At 69.0% G+C, this 20676-nt stretch carries 19 protein-coding genes; 5 read left to right on the top strand and 14 right to left on the bottom strand.

Annotated elements, in window-relative coordinates; translation table 11 throughout:
- The 6 genes from pcnB to dksA form a co-directional block, all read right to left on the bottom strand.
- Entirely contained in the window at positions 1 to 1398 is a 1398-nt protein-coding gene (gene pcnB, locus ABE957_RS12745; RefSeq protein WP_349759065.1) for a polynucleotide adenylyltransferase PcnB, read from the bottom strand.
- Positions 1399 to 2285: 887 nt separating this feature from the next.
- Positions 2286 to 3674: a sigma-54-dependent transcriptional regulator gene (locus ABE957_RS12740; protein WP_349759064.1), complete on the bottom strand. Its 1389-nt coding sequence runs from the start codon at positions 3672 to 3674 to the stop codon at positions 2286 to 2288.
- Entirely contained in the window at positions 3652 to 6612 is a 2961-nt protein-coding gene (locus ABE957_RS12735) for an ATP-binding protein (RefSeq protein WP_349759063.1), read from the bottom strand. The genes ABE957_RS12740 and ABE957_RS12735 overlap by 23 nt, the downstream gene beginning before the upstream one ends.
- On the bottom strand, positions 6602 to 6778 hold the full coding sequence (locus tag ABE957_RS12730; protein WP_166462108.1) for a hypothetical protein: 177 nt from the start codon (positions 6776 to 6778) through the stop codon (positions 6602 to 6604). Before ABE957_RS12730 ends, ABE957_RS12735 begins: the two co-directional genes overlap by 11 nt.
- Before the next feature lie 12 nt (positions 6779 to 6790).
- Entirely contained in the window at positions 6791 to 7684 is an 894-nt protein-coding gene (gene gluQRS, locus ABE957_RS12725) for a tRNA glutamyl-Q(34) synthetase GluQRS (RefSeq protein ID WP_349759062.1), read from the bottom strand.
- Positions 7685 to 7790: 106 nt separating this feature from the next.
- Entirely contained in the window at positions 7791 to 8228 is a 438-nt protein-coding gene (dksA, locus tag ABE957_RS12720; RefSeq protein ID WP_089852064.1) for an RNA polymerase-binding protein DksA, read from the bottom strand.
- Between the two features lie 218 nt (positions 8229 to 8446).
- Between dksA and ABE957_RS12715 the strand changes: the two genes are divergently transcribed.
- Both ABE957_RS12715 and ABE957_RS12710 read left to right on the top strand, forming a co-directional pair.
- Positions 8447 to 9607 (top strand): pyridoxal phosphate-dependent aminotransferase, encoded by a 1161-nt coding sequence (locus ABE957_RS12715; RefSeq protein WP_349759061.1) that lies wholly within the window; start codon positions 8447 to 8449, stop codon positions 9605 to 9607.
- Positions 9607 to 10428, top strand: coding sequence for a DNA/RNA nuclease SfsA (locus ABE957_RS12710; RefSeq protein WP_349759060.1), 822 nt, complete (start codon positions 9607 to 9609; stop codon positions 10426 to 10428). The genes ABE957_RS12715 and ABE957_RS12710 overlap by 1 nt, the downstream gene beginning before the upstream one ends.
- On the opposite strand, the gene ABE957_RS12705 is transcribed toward ABE957_RS12710, so the two are convergent.
- Genes ABE957_RS12705 through ABE957_RS12675 form a run of 7 tightly spaced genes read right to left on the bottom strand, consistent with a single transcriptional unit; the run spans position 10387 to position 15248 of the window.
- Complete coding sequence (locus ABE957_RS12705) at positions 10387 to 10734, bottom strand: Rieske (2Fe-2S) protein (protein ID WP_349759059.1); 348 nt, start codon at positions 10732 to 10734, stop codon at positions 10387 to 10389. The genes ABE957_RS12710 and ABE957_RS12705 overlap by 42 nt on opposite strands.
- Complete coding sequence (locus tag ABE957_RS12700) at positions 10731 to 11183, bottom strand: DUF4426 domain-containing protein (protein WP_349759058.1); 453 nt, start codon at positions 11181 to 11183, stop codon at positions 10731 to 10733. Before ABE957_RS12700 ends, ABE957_RS12705 begins: the two co-directional genes overlap by 4 nt.
- Positions 11184 to 11231: 48 nt before the next feature.
- Positions 11232 to 11828, bottom strand: a complete 597-nt coding sequence (gene metW, locus ABE957_RS12695) for a methionine biosynthesis protein MetW (protein ID WP_349759189.1) — start codon at positions 11826 to 11828, stop codon at positions 11232 to 11234.
- Entirely contained in the window at positions 11828 to 12985 is a 1158-nt protein-coding gene (gene metX, locus ABE957_RS12690) for a homoserine O-succinyltransferase MetX (protein ID WP_349759057.1), read from the bottom strand. Before metX ends, metW begins: the two co-directional genes overlap by 1 nt.
- 36 nt (positions 12986 to 13021) lie before the next feature.
- On the bottom strand, positions 13022 to 13615 hold the full coding sequence (locus ABE957_RS12685; RefSeq protein WP_349759056.1) for a YggT family protein: 594 nt from the start codon (positions 13613 to 13615) through the stop codon (positions 13022 to 13024).
- A gap of 49 nt (positions 13616 to 13664) precedes the next feature.
- Positions 13665 to 14489: a pyrroline-5-carboxylate reductase gene (proC, locus tag ABE957_RS12680; protein ID WP_349759055.1), complete on the bottom strand. Its 825-nt coding sequence runs from the start codon at positions 14487 to 14489 to the stop codon at positions 13665 to 13667.
- A gap of 54 nt (positions 14490 to 14543) precedes the next feature.
- Positions 14544 to 15248 carry a YggS family pyridoxal phosphate-dependent enzyme gene (locus ABE957_RS12675; RefSeq protein WP_349759054.1) on the bottom strand — a complete coding sequence of 235 codons (705 nt, stop codon included), beginning with the start codon at positions 15246 to 15248 and terminating at the stop codon, positions 14544 to 14546.
- A gap of 63 nt (positions 15249 to 15311) precedes the next feature.
- Here ABE957_RS12675 and ABE957_RS12670 point away from each other — a divergent pair, with 63 nt between their 5' ends.
- A complete protein-coding gene (locus ABE957_RS12670) occupies positions 15312 to 16343 on the top strand; it encodes a type IV pilus twitching motility protein PilT (RefSeq protein WP_349759053.1) in 1032 nt (343 codons plus the stop codon).
- Between the two features lie 25 nt (positions 16344 to 16368).
- Positions 16369 to 17511, top strand: coding sequence for a PilT/PilU family type 4a pilus ATPase (locus tag ABE957_RS12665; RefSeq protein WP_349759052.1), 1143 nt, complete (start codon positions 16369 to 16371; stop codon positions 17509 to 17511).
- A 31-nt stretch (positions 17512 to 17542) separates the two neighbouring features.
- On the opposite strand, the gene ABE957_RS12660 is transcribed toward ABE957_RS12665, so the two are convergent.
- Positions 17543 to 18673: an anhydro-N-acetylmuramic acid kinase gene (locus ABE957_RS12660; RefSeq protein WP_349759051.1), complete on the bottom strand. Its 1131-nt coding sequence runs from the start codon at positions 18671 to 18673 to the stop codon at positions 17543 to 17545.
- A 113-nt stretch (positions 18674 to 18786) separates the two neighbouring features.
- On the opposite strand from ABE957_RS12660, the gene tyrS reads away from it, so the two are divergent.
- Positions 18787 to 19986, top strand: coding sequence for a tyrosine--tRNA ligase (gene tyrS, locus ABE957_RS12655; protein WP_349759050.1), 1200 nt, complete (start codon positions 18787 to 18789; stop codon positions 19984 to 19986).
- The last annotated feature ends 690 nt before the right edge of the window (positions 19987 to 20676 follow it).

The raw sequence follows: 20676 nt of genomic DNA, 5'->3' as shown, positions 1-20676 counted from the left end.
TCATGCGTCGCTCGCGGGGCCCCGCGGCTTGCGGCGCCGCCGGCGGCGCTTGCGCGGCGCTCCGCTGCCGGCCGGGTCGGCGCCGACCTTGCTCAGCAGGCGGCGCTGCTCGTGCTCATCGGCCTGCTGGAAGGCGGTCCACCAGTCGCCGAGGCCCGGGTCCAGTTCGCCGGCCTCCTCGCGCAGCAGCAGGAAGTCATAGGCGGCCCGGAAGCGCGGATGCTCGCGCGTCTGGAAGACGCGCTTGCCGCGGCGCAGCGGCAGCCGCTGCTGCAGATCCCAGATGTCGCGCATCGGCAGGCTGAAGCGCTTGGGAATCGAGATGTGCTGGAGCTGGCGCGAGACCACCTGCTGGGAGGCCGTCTGGAGCGCGGGGATCGCCGGCATGCCCTCGGCCTCGAGGATCGCCTGACGCTGCTGGACGGGCGCCCAGAGCAGGGCGGCGAACAGGAAGGCCGGCGTTACCGGGCGCTCCTCGCGGATGCGGCGATCGGTGCTCTCCAGCGCTCGCTCGACCAGGCGCTCGGCCCAGGGCAGCGCCTCCATGGCCTCGTCGGCCTCGGGAAAGAGCATGGCGAACAGGCCGTAGCGGCGCAGCAGCTGGAAGGTGACGACGCCGTGGCCGGCCATGAACAGCTTGAGGATCTCGTCGAACAGCCGGGCCGGCGGAATCTGCAGCAGCAGCGGCGCGGCCTCGGCGATGGGCGCCTCGGTGGCCGGGTCGAGGTGGAAGTCGAGCTTGGCGGCGAAGCGCACCGCGCGCAGCATCCTCACCGGATCCTCGCGGTAGCGCGTCGCCGGGTCGCCGATCAGCCGCAGGGTGCGGGCCTCGATGTCCTTGACGCCATTTGCGAAGTCGTGGATCGAGAAGTCGGCGATGTTGTAGTAGAGGGCGTTGACCGTGAAGTCGCGGCGCAGTGCGTCCTCCTCGAGGTTGCCCCAGACGTTGTCGCGCAGCAGCAGGCCGTCGTCCGACTGCTGAGAGATATGATCGGCGTGGTCGTCGTTGGGCTTGCCGCGGAAGGTGGTGACCTCGATCACCTCGCGGCCGAAGCGGACGTGCACGATGCGAAAGCGCCGGCCGATGATCCGCGAGTTGCGAAACAGCTCGCGGATCTGCTCCGGCGTCGCATCGGTGGCGACGTCGAAATCCTTGGGCATGTGGCCGAGCAGCGAGTCACGGATACACCCGCCGACCAGGAAGGCCTGGAAGCCGGCATTGTGCAGGCGGTAGAGCACCTTGATGGCGGCGTCACTGAAGTGCTGACGCGAGACCGGGTGTTCCTGGCGGGGAATGATGCGAGGGCCGGTGCTGCCGGCCGGCGCATCCTGAGGGCCGAACAGCGACTTGAAGTGCTGGCCCGGGCTCTGCAGAAAGCGGGTAAAACCTTTGATCATGCGGCGATATCGACTCGCGGGACGCGGAAAAGCGTTGAGTGTAGCCGACCACTGACACCTTGCAAAGCGCGGCGCGGCGATGACCTGGTGATGACGGGCGTCCAGGCGTCGCCAGACAGGGAAGCCGGACATAGAAAGGGGAGGCCAATGGCCTCCCCTCAAAAGCAGGATGCTGCGTCCGTGCAGCTGATTCTTCTTCGTGATGGCGCATCGCCCTGAATACGCACCACAGTCACCAAGGAGTGTTCAGGCAAGCGGTGTTGTTATGGTTGTTGATGCTCCTGACGGCGACCGTCTCGTATTCAAAACAATAGTCCAACCACGACGGCATGAAAGTATGCCTCCTCCCGGATTGTTGGCATTGTTGCCGGGAGTGCACCTCGCTGGCCATTGTCATTGTTGTTGGCCGTACTTGGGTGCGTCGCGTCCTGATGGCTCCGGTGCTTCGAGCAGCTTGTTGTTGTTGAGTCTCGAAGGCCTCGCGCCGTGCCGCTGCTGTTCTTGTTGTCGGCAGGCGCCGAAGTCGTAGGGGCCCGGTGTCTTGTTGTTGTTGTCGGGTCAGGCCCTGTCACGCCTGGCTGCCTTGTTGTTGTTGTTGGCACCGGGTGACGTCCGGATTTGTTTTTCTTGGTCTGGTAGTAGCAGGTGTCGTGCCACTGTCGAGAAAAGCGCTATAAAACATAAAGATGCAGATGAGCTGCAGGGGCCATGTTTCGACGCGGCGGCCAAGTGTTACCCATCTGGCCCCGCCTTGGGGCAGTGGCTGTGTGGGAAGGTAACAAATGGTGCAGAACTCGGTCCGGAAGGGGGAAAAACAGCGCCCGCGGCGTCGGCCGCGGGCGCTTGCACTATGGTCGTATAGCCAGGGGGCGTATGGCCGGGCGGCGTCATCCCGTGTTGCGGCGCGGGCTCTTCTTGCGCGGGATGCCCAGGCGCTGGCGTCGCTCCCACAGGCACTTGCGGCTGATGCCGAGTTTCTGGGCGAGCTCGGTCTCGCTCATCTGGTCCTGGTGCTCCAGCACGAAGTGCTGGAAATAGTCCTCCAGGGAGAGGTCGTCCTCTTCACCCGGCTCCGGCTCTGCGGGAGCGGACGAGGTCGGCACCTCGCCTGCCGGCTCCAGAGGTGGCCGGGGCGCGCTGGCCAGTCCCAGGTCGTCGGGATGGATCAGGTGGCCCTCGGCGAGGATGACGCCGCGCTCCAGGGCGTTCTCCAGCTCGCGCACGTTGCCGGGCCAGGGGTAGTCGCGAATGGTGCGGCGGGAGGCCCGCGAGAGACGCAGGCCCTCGCGCTCGTGGCGGCGACAGGCCTTCTCCAGGAGGACGTCGGCGATCTGCAGGATGTCATCCTCGCGCTCGCGCAGGGAGGGCAGGTCGATCTGCATCACGTTGAGGCGATAGTAGAGGTCGAGGCGAAACTCGCCGGTCTTCGACAGGCTCTGCAGGTCGCGGTGGGTGGCGGCGATCAGGCGCACGTTCACGTGGCGGGTCTCCACCGAGCCGATCTTGCGGATCTCGCCCTCCTGCAGCACCCGCAGCAGTCGCGCCTGGGCATCGAGGGGCAGCTCGCCGATCTCGTCGAGGAACAGGGTGCCGCCGTCGGCGGCCTCGACGAGACCGGTGCGGGCGGCGCTGGCGCCGGTGAAGGCGCCCTTCTCGTGGCCGAACAGCTCGGACTCGATCAGCGTCTCGGGGATGGCCGCGCAGTTGACGCAGATCAGCGGCGCGCCGGCGCGCCGGCTCTGCTGGTGCAGGGCCCGGGCCACCAGCTCCTTGCCGGTGCCCGATTCGCCCTGCACCAGCACCGTGACATCGGCGGGTGCTGCCTTGCGGACGCGGGTGTAGACCACCTGCATGGCGGGGCAGTTGCCGATCATGGTCTGGCGCTGGCCGTCGGGCTCGGTGATGTCAGGCGGCTCGCCCTGCTGGGTGGCCTGCTGGTGCAGGACCCGGGCCACGGTCTCGAGCAGCTCGTCGTGATCGAAGGGCTTGGCGACGTAGTCCACGGCGCCCTGCTTCAAGGCCTCTACCGCCGAGCGCATGCTCGCGTAGCTGGTCATGATCAGCACCGGCACGGGGGCGGCGCGGGCGATCAGCTCGGTGCCGGGCTCGCCCGGCAGGCGCAGGTCGCTGATCACCAGGTCGAAGCCCTGGGGCTCGAGAGCCAGGGCCTCGGCCACCGACCCCGCCTCGCTGACCCGGTGGTCGTGCCGTTCCAGCAGGCGCCTCAGGGCGCTGCGGATGATGGCTTCGTCTTCAACGATCAGGATCCGGCTCATCGGTGGGGTCACCATGCTCTGTGTTGAGGGGCAGCCACAGGTGGATGCGGGTGCCCTGGGCCTGCCCAGGGGGCGGGGAGTCGATGTCGATCTGGCCGCCGTGCTCGGCGATGATGCTGTAGACCAGCGGCAGGCCGAGCCCGGTGCCCTCGCCGGGCGGCTTGGTGGTGGTGAAGGGCTCGAACAGGTGGTCGCGCACGTGTTCGGCGATGCCGTGGCCCTGGTCGGTGACGGTGACGTGCAGCCACTCGCCCTGGCGGCCGGCGTCGACGATCACCTCGCCGCCGGGGAGGCTGGCATCCCGGGCGTTGCCGAGCAGGTTGACCATCACCTGCAGCAGCCGCTGGGCATCGCCCTCGACCTCGAGGCCCTCGGGGCAGCGATTACGGTAGTGGATATCCTCCCCCGAGCGGGCGAGGTGGATCAAGTGCAGGGCCTCGTCGGTCACCTCGGCCAGCGATACCGCGGTGAAGGCCCGCCCCGCCACGTGGCGACCGCCGTGGGCGAAGCCGACCAGCGACTCGACGATGCGCGAGATGCGGTCGGTGAGCTGCTGGATCTGGGTGGCGGTCTCCAGCACCTCCGGGTCGTCGGTGTCGTAGCGCAGGTTCTGCGCCAGCGAGGAGATGCCGGTGACGGGGTTGCCGATCTCGTGGGCCACGCCGGCCGCCAGCTGGCCGATGGAGGCGAGCCGGGCGGCGTGCACCAGCTCGTCCTCCAGCCACTTCATCTCGCTGTGATCCTCGACCAGCACCACGGTGCCACCGCGGATGTCCTCGTCGGCGGTGAGCTCTGCCTTGTGGAGGCTCAGGTGGCGGAGCGTGCCGTCGAGGGCCACCGGCTGCTTGTAGAGGTGGTCGTGATGCTCGAGGAACATGCGCCCCAGCAGGTCGTTCCAGGGGGCCGGCAGGCTGTCCCGACGGGAGCCGACCACGCTGGCGCCGTCGATGCCGGTCAGCTCGGCGAGGGCGTCGTTCCACATCAGCAGCTCGTCATCGACGCCGAAGGCGCACAGGCCCACCGGCAGCCGGGTGAGGATGCGGCGGTGGTAGCGGCGCAGGCCGTCGAGCTCGCGGGCCAGGCCGGTCAGCCGGGTGCGGTAGGCCTCCAGGCGGCTCTCGACGAAGTGGATGTCGTCGGTGGGCTCCAGGCCGCCGCGGCGATAGGGCAGGTGGCGGTCGACGATGTCCTGGGCCACCGAGGGGCCCATCAGCCCGGAGAGGTTGGCCTGGATGCGATCGCGCAGGCGGCGCAGCGCATAGGGGCGGCCATCCAGCGGCGACAGGCCCAGGTCGGTCAGCGCCCGGTCGACCTCGCGGCCGGCGACCTCCTCGCCGAGGGCGCGGGTCAGGTGATACTTGAACTCCTCGCCGTTGCCGGCGACCAGCGGCAGGCGCTTGGGGCGGATCACCGCATCCACCGAGCAGGCCTCCGCCGCGGCGCGTTCGCCGTCGGAGGTGGGCGTGAGCAGCGAGACCAAGATGAAGGTGAGGATGTTGGCCGCCAGCGATACGATCGTCACCACGTACCAGTCCGGCTGGCCGGCCAGGGCCTCGAGGCCGGGCGGCAGCAGCACCTGGGCCGGGAAGTCGGTCAGCAGCGGCACCCAGCTGCCGGCGAGCCACACCAGCACGCCGGCCGTCAGCCCGCTGACCATGCCCTTGCGGTTGGCGCCGGGCCAGTAGAGCAGCGCCAGCATGCCCGGCAGACACTGGGCCATGCCGATGAAGGCGGCAAGCCCCAGGGTGGTGAGGTCATGGTTGACCCCCACCAGGCGGTAGAAGAGCCAGCCGGCGAAGATCACCGCGCCGATCAGGGCGCGACGCAGCCAGCGCAGCCAGTGGTAGAGGTCCGGCTGGTCCACCGGGGGGTGGGCGACCAACACCAGGTGGTTGAGGATCATCCCCGACAGCGCCAGCGAGATGATGATCATGGTGCCGCTGGTGGCCGCGAGGCCGGCGATGAACACCACGCCCTGCAGCCACAGCGACTCCGAGAGCCCGTAGGCCAGGTAGGCGCTGCCCAGCCCCGCGGCATCGACGCCCAGGCGCTGGGCGGCCCACAGGATCAGCGGCACCGGCAGCGCCATCAGCAGCAGGAACAGCGGCAGCGCCCAGGCGGCCTGGAGCAGGGTGCGCCGCGAGAGCGTCTCGGCGAAGGTGATGTGGAACATGTGCGGCATCAGGAAGGCCGCGGCGAAGAACAGCAGCAGCAGGGTGCGCCACTGGGCCGGGTCCAGGTGGTTCACGTGCGCCTGGGCCTGGCGACCCGGGCCGTCGAGCCAGGCCTGCAGGTCCCCGGGGCCGTTGAAGACCACGAACAGCGCGAAGCCGCCCAGCGCCAGCATGGCGACCAGCTTGACCAGCGACTCCAGGGCGATGGCCGCCAGCAGGGTGTCGTGGCGGGCGTGAAGCCGGGTATGGCGGGCGCCGAAGAGGATCGCGAACAGCGCGATCAGCGCGCAGAACAGCAGCGCCAGCAGGGCCGGCGAGGCGGTGCCGGTCAGCAGGTGGATGGTGTCGCCCAGGGTCTGCACCTGGAGGGCCAGCAGCGGCAGCACGGCGAGCAGGCTGACCAGGGTGATCAGGGTGCCGACCCACCGCGAGCGGAAGCGGAAGGCGAAGAGGTCGGCCAGCGAGGCGAGCTGGTAGGTGCGGGTCATGCGCTGGATCGGCACCAGCAGCACCGGGGCGAGCAGGAAGGCGCCGGCCACCCCCAGGTAGTAGGCCAGGTAGCCGTAGCCGGCACGGCCGGCCAGCTCCAGGCTGCCGTAGATCGCCCAGGCGCTGGCGTAGGTGCCGAGCGCCAGGGTGTAGACCACCGGGTGGCGCGCGATGCGCGTGGGGATCCAGCCGCGCTCCACCGCCAGGGCGCAGAGGAACAGCAGCAGCAGGTAGCCGCTGCCGAGGGCCAGGACGGCGCCGAGACTAGCGTTCATCGAGCTTTCTCTTCTGTTCCAGCCACAGGGTCAGGGCGATCAGCACGCCCCAGACCACGAAGGGGCGATACCAGGCGATTTCGGGGCTCGCCCAGCCGCTCATCAGCAGCGGCGAGAGCAGATACCCGCCGAAGACCAGGAAGAGCATGATGCGATAGACGTACACGTCGGGCTCCTCTCAGGGGATGGTGGCGTCGGTCTGGCGATGGGGCGCGGCGCGAAGCTTGGCGACGTCCCAGTGGGCGATGCCCCACGCGAGCTGCTCGGCCACCGGGGCCGTGGCAAGCTCCCGCGGCGGCGCCTGGTCCAGCGCCGTCAGGGCGGCGTGCAGCAGCGGTCGCACCGCGTCATCGGCCTCGGGCAGGGCCGGCGCCAGGTTCTGCTTGGAGAGCTTCTGGTCGTCGTCGCCGAGGATCAGCGGCAGATGCAGGTAGCGTGGCTCGGGGTAGCCCAGCGCCTGCTGCAGCTGGCGCTGCCAGGGGGTGTTGTCGAGCAGGTCGACCCCGCGCACCACGTCGCTGATGCCCTGGTCGGCATCATCCACCACCACCGCGAGCTGATAGGCCCAGAGGCCGTCCTTGCGCTTCAGCACCACGTCGCCGAGCGCGGCCGGGTCGAAGCGCTGCTCGCCGAACAGGCGATCCGGCCAGACCACCGGGCGCGGCCCCAGGTCGCTGCGCAGCCGCCAGGCCACCGGCTTGGCGGGCTCGCACACGCCGTGGCGGCACCAGCCGGGATAGACGGAGTACTCGCGCCACTGCTTGCGCGAGCAGCTGCAGGGGTAGGCGAGGCCCGCAGCCGTGAGGCGCTCCAGCGCGGCGGCGAAGGCGTCGTCGCGGTCATGCTGCCAGCTTACCGGGCCGTCCCAGCCCAGGCCGAAGGCCTCGAGCTGGCGCAGGATGGTGTCGGCGGCGCCGGCCGGGCAGCGCGGCGGGTCGATGTCCTCGATGCGCAGCCGCCACTCGCCACCCGCGCGGCGGGCGTCGAGAAAGCTCGCCAGGGCCGCCACCAGGGAGCCGAAGTGCAGCGGGCCCGAGGGGGTCGGCGCGAAGCGCCCGCGGTAGGCGCTCATCGCACTCCTCCTGCGTGAAGGGCCGATCCGGCGTGGCTGGCCGACACGCAAACGGGCACCCTCAGGTGCCCGTCACGGGGGGAGATCCGGGGCATCGGCATCGCCGTCAGCCGCCCAGCTGCTTTTCCTTGAGCTCGGCCAGGGTCTTGCAGTCCACGCACAGGGTGGCGGTGGGACGCGCCTCGAGGCGGCGGATGCCGATCTCGACGCCGCAGGCCTCGCAGAAGCCGTAATCGTCATCGTCGATGTTGTCGAGGGTCTCGTTGATCTTCTTGAGCAGCTTGCGCTCGCGATCCCGGGTGCGCAGCTCCAGGTTGAAGCCCTCTTCCTGGGTGGCCCGGTCGGCCGGGTCGGCGTAGTTGTTCGCCTCTTCCTGCAGGTGGCGAACGGTGCGGTCGACCTCTTCCATGAGCTCCTGTTTCCAGCCCAGCAGGATCTTGCGGAAGTGCTCCAGCTGCTTCTCGTTCATGTACTCTTCACCCGCCGCCGGCTCGTACGGGGTGAATTTCTTGGGAGCATCCATCTTCTTTTCTGCTACTGGCATGGGTCCGCCTCGTGTCTTGAGTGACTGCTGATCAATACCCGCCGTCTGCAGGGTATTTCACGCCAAAGGGATGCTTGTTTATCGGAAAAAGACGGGCGTTGCAACCTTCGGCGGCATCGGGACTGCTGCTTCGCGCCAAAAGTCGTAACATGTCGAATTTGACCACCGGCCGCCGGAAAGATGCCCTTCGATTCCCGGTGCGAACAGAGGAGCCACGGATGTCCTGGAATGACCGGGTGGCGCGTATCGCCCCCTTTCGCGTGATGAGCCTGCTGGAGGTCGCCCAGGCCCGGGAGGCCGCCGGTCACGATGTCATCCATCTGGAGATCGGCGAGCCCGACTTCGCCACCCCCGCGCCGGTCGTCGAGGCCGGCCGGGCCGCCCTGGCGGCTGGCCACACCCGCTACACGCCGGCGGCCGGCCTGCCGGCGCTGCGCGAGGCGATCGCCGGGCACTATGCCGAGCACTTCGGGGCCGCGGTCGATCCGGCGCGCATCCTGATCACGCCCGGGGCCTCCGGGGCGCTGCTGCTGGCCAGCCAGCTGCTGGCGGGGCCCGGCGACCGGGTGCTGATGGCCGACCCCAACTACCCCTGCAACCGCCACTTCATGGCCCTGGCCGGCGCCGAGGTCGATGCCGTACCGGTGGGGCCCGAGAGCGGCTGGCAGCTCGATGCCGAGCTGGTGGCGCGCCACTGGCGCGACGACACACGGCTCGCCATGCTGGCCTCGCCCTCGAACCCCACTGGCCACATGCTCGACGCCGGCCGGCTCGCGGCGGTGGCCGACACCGTGAAGGCGCGCGGCGGCGATCTGCTGGTGGACGAGATCTACCAGGGGCTCTGCTATGACCTGCCGCCGCTGTCGGTGGCCGCGACCACCCCGGACGCCTTCGTGGTCAACAGCTTCTCGAAGTACTTCGGCATGACCGGCTGGCGCCTGGGCTGGCTGCTGGCCCCCGAGGGGGCGGTGGAGCCGCTCACCCGGCTGGCCCAGAACGTCTTCCTGGCCGCCTCCACCCCGGCCCAGCATGCCGCCCTGGCCGCCTTCACGCCCGACTGCCGCGAGATCCTCGAGGCGCGGCGGCTCGAGCTCGGCCGGCGCCGCGACGCCCTGCTGGCGGGGCTCTCGCGGCTGGGGCTGGCGCCGTCGCTTCCACCCCAGGGGGCCTTCTACCTGTGGCTCGATATCTCCCGCTACAGCGACGACAGCGAGGCGTTCTGCCGCGCGCTGCTCGAGGAGGAGAACGTCGCCATCACCCCGGGCACCGACTTCGCCCTGGCGGGGGGCGAGCAGCATGTGCGCATCGCCTTCACCACCGGCGAGGCGCGCCTCGAGGAGGCGGTTAGCCGCCTCGAGCGCTTCCTGGCGCGTCGCTGATGGAGTACCCGACCCTGGTGCCCGGCACCCTGCTGCGCCGCTACAAGCGCTTCCTGGCCGACGTGCGCCTCGACGATGGCCGCGAGGTGGTCGCTCACTGCCCCAATACCGGCTCGATGCGGGCGGTGAACGTGCCGGGCTGCCGGGTGTGGCTCGCCGCCAGCGACAACCCGGCGCGCAAGCTGGCCTGGACCTGGGAGCTGATCGAGCTGCCGCAGCCCGAGGGCGGCGTGGCGGCGGCCTCGGTGCACACCGGGCGCGCCAACCGCATCGTCGAGGAGGCACTGCGCGCGGGGCGCGTGGAAGAGCTGTCGGGCTACGCGGAGATTCGCCGCGAGGTGCGCGTCGAAGAGCGGCTCGACGGGTCGGACGGGGGGCAGGGCGAGGGCGCCGGTGGCGGGAAGGGCCGCGAACGCACCCGGCTCGACTTCTGCCTCGAGGATCCCCGCCGCGCCACGGCCTTCGTCGAGGTCAAGCAGGTGACGCTGAGGGAGGCCGACGGGCACGGCTACTTCCCCGATGCGGTCAGCGCGCGGGGGCGCCGGCATCTCGAGGCGCTGGCGGCGCTCGCCGCGCGGGGGCATCGCGCCGTGCTGCTGTTCTGCGTGGCCCACGAGGGCATCGCGGACGTGGCGCCGGCCGTGCATCTGGATCCGGCCTATGCCGCGACCCTGCGCGAGGTGGCGGCGCGCGGCGTGGAGGTGCTGGCGCGGCGCTGCGAGATCCGCCGCGCGGGGGGCGTGCCGGTCGAGGTGCGCCTGGGCAAGGGGCTTCCGGTCTCACTCACTCGCCAGGTGGATGCGTCCGCTATCGTCGACTGAGACGGGAATCTCGCGCAGCTGCTCGCCCTGGCAGGGGCCGAACACGCACTCGCCGCCCTCGGGCAGGAAGAGCGCGCCGTGCATGGCGCACTGGATCAGTTCGCCGCCGGCCTCCAGGAAGCGGTCCGGCTCGGCCTCGAGCGGCACGCCCTGGTGGGGGCAGCGGTTCTCGAAGGCGCTGACCCGGCCATGCACCCGCACCAGCAGGGCGTCGCGACCGTCGGGCAGGCGCAGGCCGAGCGAGGCGCTGGCCTCGAGCTCGGCGAGGTGGGCGATGGGCGGGACGTCGTCGATCCGGGCGCTCATCGATCGATGTAGAAGCGCTGGATGAAGCTCACCTCGGCGGGCTCGGCATTGCGGTCGTAGCGCACGCGCAGGTCGAAGCGCATCGGTTCGTCCTCGCGGATGCGGAACACCGCGACTTGGGAGGGCGTGTCGTTGATGCGCAGGCTGCGAAAGGCCAGCGGACTGCCGTCGCTGCCGTCGAGCGTGCCGCTGCGGCCGTCGACCGAGGCGATCACGGGGCGGGTCGAGCCGTCCTCGAGCCGTTCCATCACGCTGACGTTGAGCAGCGCCATGGCCTGGCTGCGCTGGATGCCGTGCTCGCGGGCCACCGACGCCGGCAGGAAGCTGGTGTTCACGGCGCTGTAGTGGATCTGGTAGTCCCCCACCTGCTCGAACTGCTGGGCCTGGGCGGGCACGGCCGCCAGCAGGAGCAGGCCCAGCATCAGGGCCGTCAGGCTGTGTCGCATCATCGTCGGTTCTCCCTCTCGGCTCTGGGCAGTGTCTCGGGGCGCGCGGGCTCACGGCCGGCGGGCGACCCGGAAGATGGCGATCTCGCCGAACAGGTTGGGCCACCAGCGCGAGGTCCAGTGGCCCTCGTGATCGCCGATGCCCACCGCCCGGTCGACAATGCTCAGACCCTTGTCGCGGCACAGGCGTTCAAAGTCGTTGAAGGTCGAGAGGTGGATGTTGGGCGTGTCGTACCAGGCGTGGGGCAGCGAGCGGGAGACCGGCATGTAGCCCTTGAAGCCGAGGTAGGCGCGGTGGCGCCAGTAGGCGAAGTTGGGGAAGGTGATGATGCACTCCCCGGCAACGCGCAGCATCTCGTCGAGCATCAGGTCGGGGCGGCGCAGCGCCTGCAGCGCCTGAGTCATGACGACCAGGTCGCAGGCGTTGTCGTCGAAGTTGGCGAGCCCTTCGTCGAGGTTCTGCTCGATGACGTTGACGCCCTTGGCAAGGCACGCGGTGATGCCCTCGGGGTCGATCTCCAGGCCATATCCGGTGACACCCTTGTCGCGGGCCAGCGCCGCCAGCAGCGTGCCCTCGCCGCAGCCGAGGTCGAGCACCCGCGCGCCCTCGGGGATCCAGGCGTGAATCAGCTTGAGGTCGGCGCGCATCATGAGTGGCCCTCCAGGCCCAGGTCCCGGGCCGCGCGGCTCATGAAGGCGGCGAACACCGCCTGATAGCGGGGCTCGGGCATCAGGAAGGCGTCGTGGCCGTGGGACGAGTCGATGTTGACGTAGCTGACCGCCTTGTCGGCGCGGATCAGGGCGTTGACCAGCTCCTTGGAGCGCGACGGCGGGAAGCGCCAGTCGGTGGTGAAGCTGACCACCAGGAAGGGACAGGCCGCCGGGGCGAGCGCCCGGGACAGCTCGCCGTCGTGGGCCGCCGCCGGGTCGAAGTAGTCCAGCGCCTTGGTCATCAGCAGGTAGGTGTTGGCGTCGAAGGAGGTGGAGAAGGTGTCGCCCTGATAGCGCAGGTAGGACTCCACCTGGAACTCCACGTCGAAGCCGAAGTTCAGGTCGGTCGTGCGCAGGTCACGGCCGAACTTGGTGCCCATGGCGTCTTCGGACAGGTAGGTGATGTGGCCCACCATGCGGGCGAGCTTGAGGCCGCGCCGCGGCGCCGTGTCGTGATCCGCGTACCAGCCCTCGAAGAAGTCGGGGTCGGAGCGGATCGCCTGGCGCGCCACCTCGTTGAAGGCGATGTTCTGGGCCGAGAGCTTGGGCGTCGCGGCGATGACCACGGCATGCGCGATGCGCTCGGGATAGGAGAGCGTCCACTGCAGCACCTGCATGCCGCCCAGGCTGCCGCCGATCACCGCGGCGAAGCGCTCGATACCCAGCCGGTCGGCCAGCCGTGCCTGGCTGTGCACCCAGTCGACCACCGTGATGATCGGGAAGTCCGGTCCCCACTGGCGTCCCGTCTCCGGGTTCTCGCTGGTGGGGCCGGTGCTGCCGTGGCAGCCGCCGAGGTTGTTCACCGAGATCACGAAGAAGCGATCGGTGTCGATCGACTTGCCGGGGCCGATGTGGGCGTCCCACCAGCCGGGCTTGCGCTCATTGGTGGCGTGGAAGCCGGCGGCGTGGTGGTGCCCGGAGAGGGCATGGCAGATCAGGATGGCGTTGGAGCGCTCGGCATTGAGCGTGCCATAGGTCTCGTAGACCAGGTTATAGGCCGGCAGCGTCCTGCCGCAGGCCAGGGCCAGGGGCTCGGCGAAGTGCGCCGTTTCGGGCGTCACCAGGCCGACCGAATCGCGGGGAAACTCGGGCATCGGTCTGTCGTGTCCAGTCGTTGTAATGGGCCAGCGTCAGAGGCCGACCAGGGCCCCGACGACACCCGCGGCGCGGGTCAGCGAGCCCACCACGATACCATCGATCAGGCTGATGGCGATGAACACCACGATGGGCGACAGGTCGATCATGCCCAGCGGCGGAATCACCCGGCGCACCGGCGCCATGATCGGCTCCACCAGCTGCATCACCAGCAGCGCGCCAGGATGGCTGGCCTGCGGCGCCACCCAGCTGAGGATGATCATCACGATCAGCGCGAAGAAGTAGATCTTGAGGATGGCGTTGGCGACGGCGGCCACCGCGCCGATCGCCACGCTTACGATCGGCGCCATGCCGAAGCCGGCGACCTGCAGGATCAGGATGATGCTGACCGCCTTGATCACGAAGGCCGTGGCCAGGGTCGCCAGGTCGAAGCGGCCCATCACCGGCCCCAGGAAGCTCTGGAAGGGGCGCACCGCCGGCTGAGTGACCCTCACCACCGACTGGCTGATGGGGTTGTAGTAGTCGGCCCGGGACGCCTGCAGCAGGAAGCGCAGCATCAGCAGGAAGATGTAGATATTGATCAGGGTGTTCACCAGCAGCAGGCCGGCACTTCCCAGTTGACTGCCCATCGGGGCTCCTCCATGTCCTTGAAACGGGATCGTGTTTACTCGTGCGGGCTCAGCGCTGGCCGAGCTCGTCGGCCATCTCGGCGGCGCGGTCGGCGCAGGCGGTCATCGCCTCGCCCATGATGCGGCGCAGCTCGGCATCCTCGAGGTGCGCGATGGCGCGTTCGGTGGTGCCGCCCGGCGACATCACGTTGCGCTTGAGCTCCGCCGGCGGCTTGTCGCTGGAAAGCGCCATCTTCGCCGCCCCCAGCGCCGTCTGCATGGCCAGGCGACGGGCGGTGTCGGCGGGCAGCCCCAGCTTCACGCCGGCCTCCTCCATGGCCTCGAACATCAGGAAGAAGTAGGCCGGGGCGCTGCCCGAGACGGCGGTGACCGCGTCCAGCAGGGCCTCGTCCTCGACCCACTCCACCAGGCCCACGGCCTCCATCAGCTCGGTGGCGAGCCGGCGCTGGTCCTCGTCGACCCGTGCGTTGGCGTAGAGGCCGGCGGCCCCGGCGCCGACCAGGGCGGGGGTGTTGGGCATGCAGCGCACCAGCGGCAGCTCGCCACCGAGCCACGCCTCGAGGGTCTCGGCCGGCAGCCCCGCGGCCACCGAGACGATCAGCGGACGGCGCGCCTGGACGGCGTCGCGCATCTGCTCGCACACCTCGCGCATGATCTGCGGCTTGACCGCCAGCACCACCACGTCGGACTCGGCGACGGCCGCGGCATTGTCGGTCTCGGTGCGGATGCCCAGCCGCTCGCGCAGCGGGGCGAGGACGTCGTCGCTGGGCGAGGTGGCGATGACGTCGTTCGGCGCGAAGCCGCTCTCGATCATCCCGCCGATGATGGCGCCGGCCATGTTGCCGGCGCCGATGAAGGTGATTGTGCTGGCCATGGGATCTGTCCTTCTGATGGTAAAAGCCTCGGCCGGCAGCCGGCTCGGGCGGGATTATCGAGCGTGACGCTCGCCGAAGATGGCGGTGCCCAGGCGCACCAGGGTGGCGCCCTCGGCCACCGCGGCCTCCAGGTCGGCGCTCATGCCCATGGAGAGGGTGTCCAGCGGCGCCTCGGGGAAGCGCTCGCGCAGCGCCTCCAGGGCCTGGCGCAGCCGGGCGAAGGGCAGGCGCTGCTCGGCCGGGGTCTCGGCCGGCGCGGGAATCGCCATCAGGCCGCGTAGCCGCAGGCGCGGCATCGACAGCACGGCCTCGGCCAGCGCCGGAAGCTCCTCGAGGGAGGCCCCGGACTTGCTCGCCTCGTCGCTGATGTTGACCTGCAGGCAGATGTCCAGCGGTTCCAGGCCCTCGGGGCGTTGATCGCTCAGGCGCCGGGCGATCTTTTCCCGGTCTACGCTATGCACCCAGGAGAAGTGCTCGGCCACGTCGCGGGTCTTGTTGGATTGCAGCGGCCCGATGAAATGCCAGACGATGGCCGTGAGGTCCGCCAGTTCGGCCTGCTTGTCCAGGGCCTCCTGGACGTAGTTCTCGCCGAACTCGCGCTGGCCCTCGTGCCAGGCCTGGCGGATCAGCGCGGCGGGCTTGGTCTTGCTCACGGCGAGCAGCCGGGCGGCGTCGGCGGGCCGGCCCGCGGCGTCGAGGGCCGCGTCGAGCCGGGCGCGAGCGGCGGCCAGCGACTCGGAAAGTACCAGGTCCGTCATGTCGTAGGGTCTGTCATACTGGTCATACAGAAGGGAACCTTATCCCGGAAGCAGGGGAAACGCATGGATATTACCGAACTGCTGGCATTCTCGGCAAAACAGAACGCCTCGGACCTCCATCTCTCGGCGGGCCTGCCGCCGATGATCCGCGTCGATGGCGACATTCGCCGGCTCAACGTGCCGGCCATGGAGGACCGCGAGGTCCGCAAGCTGATCTACGACATCATGGCCGACCGCCAGCGCCGCGACTACGAGGAATTCTACGAGACCGATTTCTCCTTCGAGGTGCCCGGGGTCTCCCGCTTCCGCGTCAACGTCTTCAACCAGGCCCGCGGCGCCGGGGCGGTGTTCCGTACCATCCCCACCGAGGTGCTGACCATGGAGGACCTGGGCATGGGCCCGGTCTTCCGCCAGCTCTCGATGCTGCCTCGCGGCCTGGTGCTGGTGACCGGCCCCACCGGCTCGGGCAAGAGCACCACGCTCGCGGCGATGATCGACTACATCAACGATAACCGCTTCGAGCACATCCTCACCATCGAGGACCCGGTGGAGTTCGTCCATCGCAGCAAGCGCTGCCTGGTCAACCAGCGCGAGGTGCACCGCGATACCCACGGCTTCGCCCCGGCCCTGCGCAGCGCCCTGCGCGAGGACCCGGACATCATCCTGGTCGGCGAGCTGCGCGACCTCGAGACCATCCGCCTCGCCCTCACCGCGGCCGAGACGGGCCACCTGGTGTTCGGCACCCTGCACACCACCTCGGCGGCCAAGACCATCGACCGCATCATCGACGTCTTCCCGGGCGAGGAGAAGTCCATGGTGCGCTCGATGCTCTCCGAGTCGCTGCAGGCGGTGATCTCCCAGACCCTGCTCAAGCGTCAGGGTGGCGGCCGGGTGGCGGCCCACGAGATCCTGGTGGCCACGGCGGCGGTGCGCAACCTGATCCGCGAGGACAAGGTGGCGCAGATCTACTCGGCGATCCAGACCGGCGGCAATCTGGGCATGCAGACCATGGATTCTGCGCTGGCGCGGCTGGTCACCGACAATACCGTGGCGCGCGAGGAGGCTCAGGCCAAGGCCAAGGGCGTGCTGGCCTGAGCACGGATAACAAGGAGGCAGGGACATGACGGCAAAAGAGTGGCTCCACCAGCTGCTGGACATCATGGTGCAGAAGGAGGCGTCGGATCTGCTGATCTCGGTGAACGCGCCGCCCACGCTGAAGATGGCCGGCCAGCTCATTCCCCTCGGCGACCAGGGGCTCAGCGTGGCGCAGGTCAACGAGCTGGTCGGCGTCTCGCTGCCCGAGGCGCAGCAGGAGCGCTTCAAGACCGAGCACGAGGCCAACTTCGCGCTGAGCCTCAAGGGCATGGGGCGTTTTCGCATCAGCGCCTTCCAGCAGCGCAACCAGATGGCCATGGTCGTTCGGCGCATCGGCTTCGACATTCCCCATCTGGAGGAGCTCTCGCTGCCCGCCACCCTCGGCGAGCTGGCCAACAACAAGCGTGGCCTGGTGTTTGTGGTCGGCGGCACCGGCACCGGCAAGTCGACCACCCTGGCGTCGATGATCCAGCAGCGCAACGAGACGATCGGCGGCCACATCATCAGCGTCGAGGATCCCATCGAGTACGTGCATCCGCACCGCAAGGCGATCATCAACCAGCGCGAGGTGGGCATCGACACCGAGTCCTTCGAGGTGGCCCTGAAGAACACCCTGCGCCAGGCGCCGGATGTGATCCTGATCGGTGAGGTGCGCACCCGGGAGACCATGGAGCACGCGCTGACCTTCGCCGAGACCGGCCACCTCTGCCTGGCGACGCTGCACGCCAACAACGCCAACCAGGCGCTGGACCGCATCATCAACTTCTTCCCCATCGAGCGTCACGCCCAGGTGTGGCTCGACCTTTCGCTCAATCTGCACGCCATCGTCGCCCAGCAGCTGCTGCCCACGGTCGACGGCGGGCGCTGCCCGGCGATCGAGATCATGCTCAAGTCGCCGCTGATCGGTGACCTGGTGCGCAAGGGGGAGGTCAGTGAGATCAAGAAGGTCATGTCGCGCTCGCGGGATCTCGGCATGCAGACCTTCGATCAGGCGCTCTATGAGCTCTTCAAGGCCGGCAAGATCACCGAGGAGGTGGCGCTGGTGCACGCCGACTCGGCCAACGACCTGCGCATGATGATCAAGTTCGGCGACGAGAGCGGTAAAGGCGTGGCCGGGGCCAAGGAGGCGGCCAGCCACCTCTCGCTGAGGGGCGAGGACGACTTCTAACGGCTCGGCCCGCGCTCGCTCTTCAGGGAGCTCATGGGGCGTAGAGCCCGCCGAGCACCCGGGCACCGGCGGCGCCGGTCACCGAGGGCAGGTTGCCCGGCTGGCCGGCCAGGCGCTGCGCGGCCAGCCAGGCGAAGGCCCCGGCCTCCAGCCAGTCGGCGGGCCAGCCCCAGTCGTCACCGGTGGTGAGCGGGGTCTCGGGCAGTCGGCGCGCCAGGCGTGCCAGCAGGTCCGGATTGTGGGCGCCGCCGCCGCAGGGGATCAGCAGCGCGGCCGGCGGGGCCGACAGGGTCTCCCGGGCCATCTCCACGCCCAGCGTCACGCTGGCGGCGGTCAGCTCGGCCAGCGTGGCCTGCACGTCCTCCGGTGATTCCCCCCCTTCTAGATGCCTTTCCAGCCAGTCCAGATGGAACACCTCGCGGCCGGTGCTGCGGGGCGGTGGCCGGTGGAAGAAGGGCTGTGCCAGCAGGCGCCTCAGCAGCGCCTCGTCGACCCGGCCCGAGGCCGCCCAGGCGCCGCCGGCGTCGAAGCGCCCGCCGCGATGGCGGGCGTGCCAGGCATCCATCAAGGCATTGGCCGGCCCGGTATCGAAGCCCAGCGGTGGGCGCGGATCCTTGGCGGGCGGCAGCAGCGTGAGGTTGGCAAAGCCCCCCAGGTTCAGCACCAGGCGCCATTCGCCGCGCGCCCGAAACAGCGCCTCGTGGAAGGCCGGGGCCAGCGGCGCGGCCTGGCCGCCGGCGGCCAGGTCGCGGCGGCGCAGGTCGCCGACCACCGCGCAGCCGGTGAGCTCGGCGAGCAGGCTGGGGTTGTCGAGCTGCAGCGTATAGGCCGGGCCGCCGTCATGGCCCCAGGGGGCGTGCTCGATGGTCTGGCCATGGCTGCCGATGGCGGCGATGGTCTCCCGCCCCGCGTCGCTGGTGCCGAGCAGCGCCTCGACGGCGGTGGCCTGCAGGCGGCAGAAGGCGTCCTCGGCGGCCGCCAGCTCGGCGAAGGCCACGCGATCGGCGTGGCAGAGTCGCCACAGCAGGTCGCGCAGCGGCTCGGGCATCGTCTCGGCATGGGTGGCGATCAGGCTCGGTGCGCGTCCCGGGGTGATATCGACGAGGGCGGCATCGACGCCGTCGAGACTGGTGCCTGACATCAGGCCGATGAAGAGGCTCATGGGGACTCCCGGGCGGGCTCAACCGTGGGTGGTCGGACATGGTACCATCCTCGACCATTCGAACACCGAGTGCCCGCCGGGTCGCGGGCCGCCTGCTGAGTGGAGAGGAGACAATGACCGATGTAGCTGGCGCCCTGGCGCTGCTCAAGCGCGGCACCCACGAGATCCTGCTCGAGGACGAGCTGGAGAAGAAGCTGACCTCCGGGCGCACGCTGCGCATCAAGGCGGGCTTCGATCCCACGGCGCCGGACCTGCACCTCGGGCACAGTGTCCTGCTGACCAAGATGCGCCAGTTTCAGGACCTGGGTCACGAGGTGATCTTCCTGATCGGTGACTTCACCGGGCGCATCGGGGATCCCACCGGCAAGAACGTGACGCGCAAGCCGCTCACCGAGGAGGAGGTCAAGGCCAACGCCCAGACCTATAAGGAGCAGGTGTTCAAGATCCTCGATCCCGACAAGACCGAGGTGCGCTTCAACGCCGAGTGGTTCTCGGCCATGAGCGCGGCCGACATGATCGAGCTCGCCGGCCAGAGCACCGTGGCGCGGATGCTCGAGCGCGACGATTTCGACAAGCGCTACAGCGCGGGCCAGCCGATCTCCCTCCACGAGTTTCTCTATCCGCTGGTGCAGGGCTACGACTCCGTGGCGCTGGAGGCCGATGTGGAGCTCGGCGGCACCGACCAGAAGTTCAACCTGCTGATGGGACGCGAGGTCCAGAAGCACTTCGGCCAGTCGCCCCAGGTAGTGATGACCATGCCGCTGCTCGAGGGGCTCGACGGCGTGCAGAAGATGTCCAAGTCGCTGGGCAACTATGTCGGCGTCGACGAGACGCCGGGGTCGATGTTCAACAAGCTGGTCTCCATGCCCGACAGCCTGATGTGGCGCTACTTCGAGCTGCTCTCGCTCAAGCCCAACGAGGAGATCGAGGCGCTCAAGCGCGATGTCGAGGGCGGTGCCAACCCGCGCGACATCAAGATGGTCCTCGCCCGCGAGCTGATCGGTCGCTATCACGGTGAAGAGGCGGCCGCCAACGCCCACCGCAGTGCGGGCAACCAGCTCGCCGAGGGCGAGCTGCCGGAGGACTTGCCCGAGGTCGAGGTCGACTTCGAGGGCAGCGCCCAGGCGCCGATCGCCGCGGTGCTCAACCGCTCGGGACTGGCCAACAACAGTGCCCAGGCCAAGGACATGCTCGGCAATGGCCGGGTCAAGGTGGATGGCGAGGTGGTCGAGCGTGATCATATGCTCGAGACCGGCAAGAGCTACGTCATCCAGGCGGGCAAGAAGCGCTATGCCCGAGTGACCCTCGGCTGAGGCACGCCTCTCTCTATGTGGCTGACCGGCTCTCCCGGCCACGACGCCCGCCTCGCGCGGGCGTTCGTGTCTCTGCAGAATGGGTAAGCTATCCACAGCCGGTGGCGCAATAGCGGCGGTGGATAAGGGTGGTGGATAAAGGACGGTGGACAGTCAGGCGGCGTGAGGTGAGGGTGATGTTGCGGGTCTTCGTGTCATCGCCGTTTCATGGTCTCGACACGGCTCTGACATTTTTCTTCATCGAGGCCTTGCGCGGCTCCGGGGAAATCCGTAAAGTACGCATCCGCTGCCGGCAACGGGCAAACGTTGCAGGCGGTGATGGTGGCAGAAGTGCTTGTTTCCACTTGGGTTTTTCGAAGACGCTTTGAAAATTCCCGCTTGACGAACTCGCCGCATTCGGTAGAATGCACGCCACTCGATCGGCACTCGCAGCGCTCTAGCGCAACGAGGTTTCGGTCACCCGGTTCGCTTCTTCGGAACGCCTTGCAGGGTTGACAAGAACAGCCGGTCATGTAGAATACGCCTTCCTCGCAGGGCGTCGGCGAGACCGCCGCTTCAACAGAAGCAGGCCGGACACGACGGCAACAGCGAGACGCTCTTTAACAATCGATCAGGTAATTCATGTGGGCGCTTGTCGGGATGTTGGTGACCAGTCACTGAAACATTCAAGGCAAGCGACTCGTCAAAATG

Origin of the sequence: Halomonas pelophila (genome assembly GCF_040196315.1) — a bacterium.
In the GTDB taxonomy this organism is placed as follows: Bacteria; Pseudomonadota; Gammaproteobacteria; order Pseudomonadales; family Halomonadaceae; genus Halomonas; species Halomonas pelophila.
Note: the sequence above shows the minus strand (reverse complement) of the source record. Positions and strands in the feature narration are given on the sequence as shown.